This is a genomic window from Mesorhizobium sp. M7A.F.Ca.US.005.03.2.1, from assembly GCF_003997795.1.
GTDB classification, from domain to species: domain Bacteria; phylum Pseudomonadota; class Alphaproteobacteria; order Rhizobiales; family Rhizobiaceae; genus Mesorhizobium; species Mesorhizobium ciceri.
In genome coordinates this window covers 1-3587 of the sequence record NZ_RZRP01000662.1, presented here as the reverse complement: position 1 = coordinate 3587, position 3587 = coordinate 1, and the positions used below count along the sequence as shown (strand labels likewise).

Here is a 3587-nt window from a genome sequence, read left to right as displayed (position 1 = left end):
CATCTCCTCAACGACCAGCTGTTCGTGCGACGGGGCAATGACATGATGCCGACACCGCGCGCCGAGAGCATGGCCGAGCCGTTGCGCGTGGCGCTTCGCGAGATCGAACGCGTCTTCCATTCGGCCAAGGCGTTCGATCCGGCGGAACTGGAGCGAACCTTCACGTTCATGGGGGCGGATTTCTTTTCCATGATGCTGATGCCAGCGCTGGCGGCACGCATCGCTGGCGCCGCGCCGCGCGCGTCGCTAAGGTTTCTCGATAGCGCGCGCGGCGATGTCTCGCGGCTGCTCCAGGACGATGAAATCGACGTAGCGCTCGAGCGTCCGCTGGAGGTCTCCGACTGGGTCTCAAGCACGCCTCTGTTCCATTCACCATTCGCCATCATCGCCGCGCACGACAACGCTGCGATCAGGCAGGCGGGAATCATGGAAGGCAAGACTCTGCCGATCGACCTCTTCTGCGAGCTGCCCCATATTCTTCGTTCTATCGACGGGTCGATGTCGGGCTCCACCGACGAGGCGCTCCGCAAGATCGGGCGGACGCGCCGTGTAAGCCTGACCCTGCCGCACTTTCAGGCTGTCGCATTAGCCGTGGCAAATGGAAACCACCTGTCGGCGGTGCCCAGGCAGTTCGCGGTTTGGGCGGCCGAGACCCTGCCGCTCGTCATCTTTGAACCGCCGCTTCCCATTGCTGTTCCGGAAATCAGGATGTACTGGCACGCGCGCCACGACGACGAGCCACCCCATCGCTGGGTTCGCGATCAGGTCCTGGAGGCGGTAGGCGTACTTGGATTTGTAGAAAGTGGCGTCGCAGAAAATGTCGGCGCTTGGCGTGGCGCCCGGACGGATCAGCCCGCAGTATAACCACCGTCGACGGAGAAGACCCCGCCGCTGGTCCAGGCCGCCTCGTCGCTAGCGAGGTACACTGCGATGCCCGCCAGATCGTCGGGGCGGCCGATTCTGCCAAGCGGATAGCTGCGCTCGACATAGACTTTCAGCTCGGCCTTTGCCTCGGCCGGCAAATTGTCGACGGTCTTGCGTCGCATGGCGGTGTCGACAGTGCCGGGCGCGATGGCGTTGACGCGGATGCTGCGCGGGCCGAGTTCGAAGGCCAGCGATTTGGTCAGCGAGTTCAACGCGCCCTTTGACAGGGAATAGAGGCTCGAGGGCCGCTTCGGGATCATCTTGTTGGCGAAATAGGACGAGATGTTGATCACCGACGCGCCGGCCGCCAGATGCGGCAGCAGACCCTGCGTGAGGAAGAACACCGCCGTCACATTGAGCGCGAAGGATTGTTGGAACTGCGCCTCGCTGACGGTATCGAACGGCACCAGGAAAGCCACCCCGGCATTGTTGACGAGAATATCGAGCGGCCTGCCGGATTCTTTGACGTGCTCGCCGACGGCCGCAATGCCGGCCGATGTGGCAAGATCGGCCGACAGCGTCTCGATAGTGCCGCCGAGCTGCTTATGGGCGGCGTCGAGCTTTTTGGTGTCACGGCCGACGATCAGGACGTCCGCGCCCTCGCGCGAAAAGGCCTCGGCGATCGCCAGGCCGATACCGTCCGACCCGCCGGTAACCAGCGCGCGCTTGTTGTGAAGTCTCATCGGATGCTCCGAGATTTCTGCGTCGTCGAGAGCACCGTATAGTGGCGGCCAAGGTCAAGCCGTCAGCCTATCCCACAGTATGAACTTCGACCGCTGCCACCCGGCAGGCCGGCCGAGGCTGGTTTAAGCGCCGGCGGTCGCAAGCTCCCCCAAAGCCAGCCGTCCCGCGACATAATTCTTGACCTGGCGGACAGCCTGTTCGCGCGACACACTGCCCGGCTGCAGGCCGAGCCGCAACCAAAGCCCGTCGATCAGCGCGGTGACGCCAAGCGCGATGTCGTCGGCATCTCCGGGCGAGGCGAGGCCGCGCAGGCCCGACAACAGGTTCGAGCGCATGCGCGCATGGATCACCCTCTGGATACGAGCCATCTTCTCGTCGCGCGGCACCTCGGCGCAGAGCGACAGCCAGGCATGGCAGAGAGGCGGCTGGAACAGATGCTCCTCGAAATTGCCCTCGATCACCGCATCCATGCGCTCCATCGGTGTCTGCGCCCGGCGAAGCCGCGCGATCACCGCCTGGCACAGGACGGCGTTTGCCTCACGCATCGCGTGCTCGAACAATTCCTGCTTGTTGCGGAAATAGTGCAGCACGATGCCCTTGGAGGCACCGGCCTGCGCCGCCACCTTTTCCAGGGTCGCGCCGGCAATGCCCTCGCGCTCCAGCACCGCGAAGGCCGCCTGCCGCAATTCCTTGCGGCGGATCTCACTGAGACGCTTGAGTTTCACGGCATCGGTCCATGCATGTCGAATCCACGTTGACATCTTCGTCCGTTCAGATCAAGAATTGACCCATGGGACAATAAAAAGACCGATTGGTCAATTTTGTGGACGAGGAGAACCGAAATGTTGCGCATCCTTGCAAATGGCGTCTGCCTTGCCGGCCTCATGTTGGCCACTCATGCGGCCCAGGCGGCCGAGGCCGAAGAGTGCAAGACGGTCCGCATGGCCGAACCCGGCTGGAACGACCTTGCCTTCACCACAGGAGTCGCAAATGTCCTGTTGGAGGCGCTTGGCTATCAGCCGCAAAGCCAGGTGCTCGGCATCAACGTCATCTACGAGGGCATGAAGAACAGGGACCTCGACCTGTTCCTGGGCTACTGGGACCCGGCCATGGTCACCTATTACGAGCCCTACAAGAAGGACGGCTCGGTCGAGAATGTGCGCGTCAATCTCGTAGGCGCCAAATACACATTCGCCGTGCCGACCTATGTCTGGGAAGCCGGCGTCAAGGACATTTCCGACCTGCACAAATTCGCCGACAAATTCGGCAAGAAAATGTACGGCATCGAGCCCGGTTCAAACCAGTTGATGATGGACGCTATCGCCGATCCCGCCTTTGGCCTGGACGGCTGGCAGGTGGTCGAATCGAGCGAAGCCGGCATGCTTTCCGAGGTCGGCTACGAGATCAAGGAGAAGCAGTTCATCGTCTTCCAGGGCTGGGCGCCGCACCCGATGAACACGATGTACGACTTCAAATATCTGACCGGCGGCGACAAGTTCTTCGGCCCGAATTTCGGCGCCGCGACGGTGACGACGCAGGTGCGCAAGGGCTATCTGCAGCAATGCCCGAACGTCGCACAGTTCTTGAAAAACCTCGCCTTCGACATCGATTTCGAGAATGTCGGCATGGGTTATCTGATCAATGACGGCATGAAGCCGGAGGACGGCGCGCTGAAGGCAATCACGGCCAACAAGAGCCGTCTCGATGCCTGGCTCGCCGGTGTCACCACCTTCGACGGCCAACCCGGCCTTGCCGCGGTCAAGGAAAAGCTCGGCCTGTGAGGGCGGCGGTGCTGAATGCCTGCGCGAACCAGGACGGCTGGGCCGGCCGCAAGCAGTTCGTCACTGTCGGCAATCTCGACATCGCCTATGTCGAGATAACAGGCGCCGAGCCGGCACTGCTGTTGGTGCACGGCTTCACCGACACCAGCCGCAGCTTTTCGCTTCTGGCGCCCTATCTGGCCGGCCCAGCCGTCCTGG

Annotated in this window: 4 protein-coding genes and 1 pseudogene; 3 read left to right on the top strand and 2 right to left on the bottom strand. The window is 62.5% G+C overall.

From position 1 onward, the window contains the following. Positions 1-864 (top strand): LysR substrate-binding domain-containing protein (locus EN991_RS27845; protein WP_127369957.1); only part of this gene is annotated, 864 nt, incomplete at its 5' end. On the opposite strand, the gene EN991_RS27840 is transcribed toward EN991_RS27845, so the two are convergent. Then, positions 849-1607, bottom strand: coding sequence for an SDR family oxidoreductase (locus EN991_RS27840; RefSeq protein WP_127369956.1), 759 nt, complete (start codon positions 1605-1607; stop codon positions 849-851). The two genes, EN991_RS27845 and EN991_RS27840, sit on opposite strands and share 16 nt — an antisense overlap. Before the next feature lie 123 nt (positions 1608-1730). Next, on the bottom strand, positions 1731-2369 hold the full coding sequence (gene betI, locus EN991_RS27835; protein ID WP_024505714.1) for a transcriptional regulator BetI: 639 nt from the start codon (positions 2367-2369) through the stop codon (positions 1731-1733). Between the two features lie 81 nt (positions 2370-2450). Here betI and choX point away from each other — a divergent pair, with 81 nt between their 5' ends. Together choX and EN991_RS27825 are read left to right on the top strand one after the other, a co-directional pair. After that, positions 2451-3389 (top strand): choline ABC transporter substrate-binding protein, encoded by a 939-nt coding sequence (gene choX / locus EN991_RS27830; protein WP_127369955.1) that lies wholly within the window; start codon positions 2451-2453, stop codon positions 3387-3389. Next, positions 3386-3587: pseudogene (locus EN991_RS27825) on the top strand (alpha/beta hydrolase); the annotation flags it as partial. The gene choX and the pseudogene EN991_RS27825, both read left to right, overlap by 4 nt.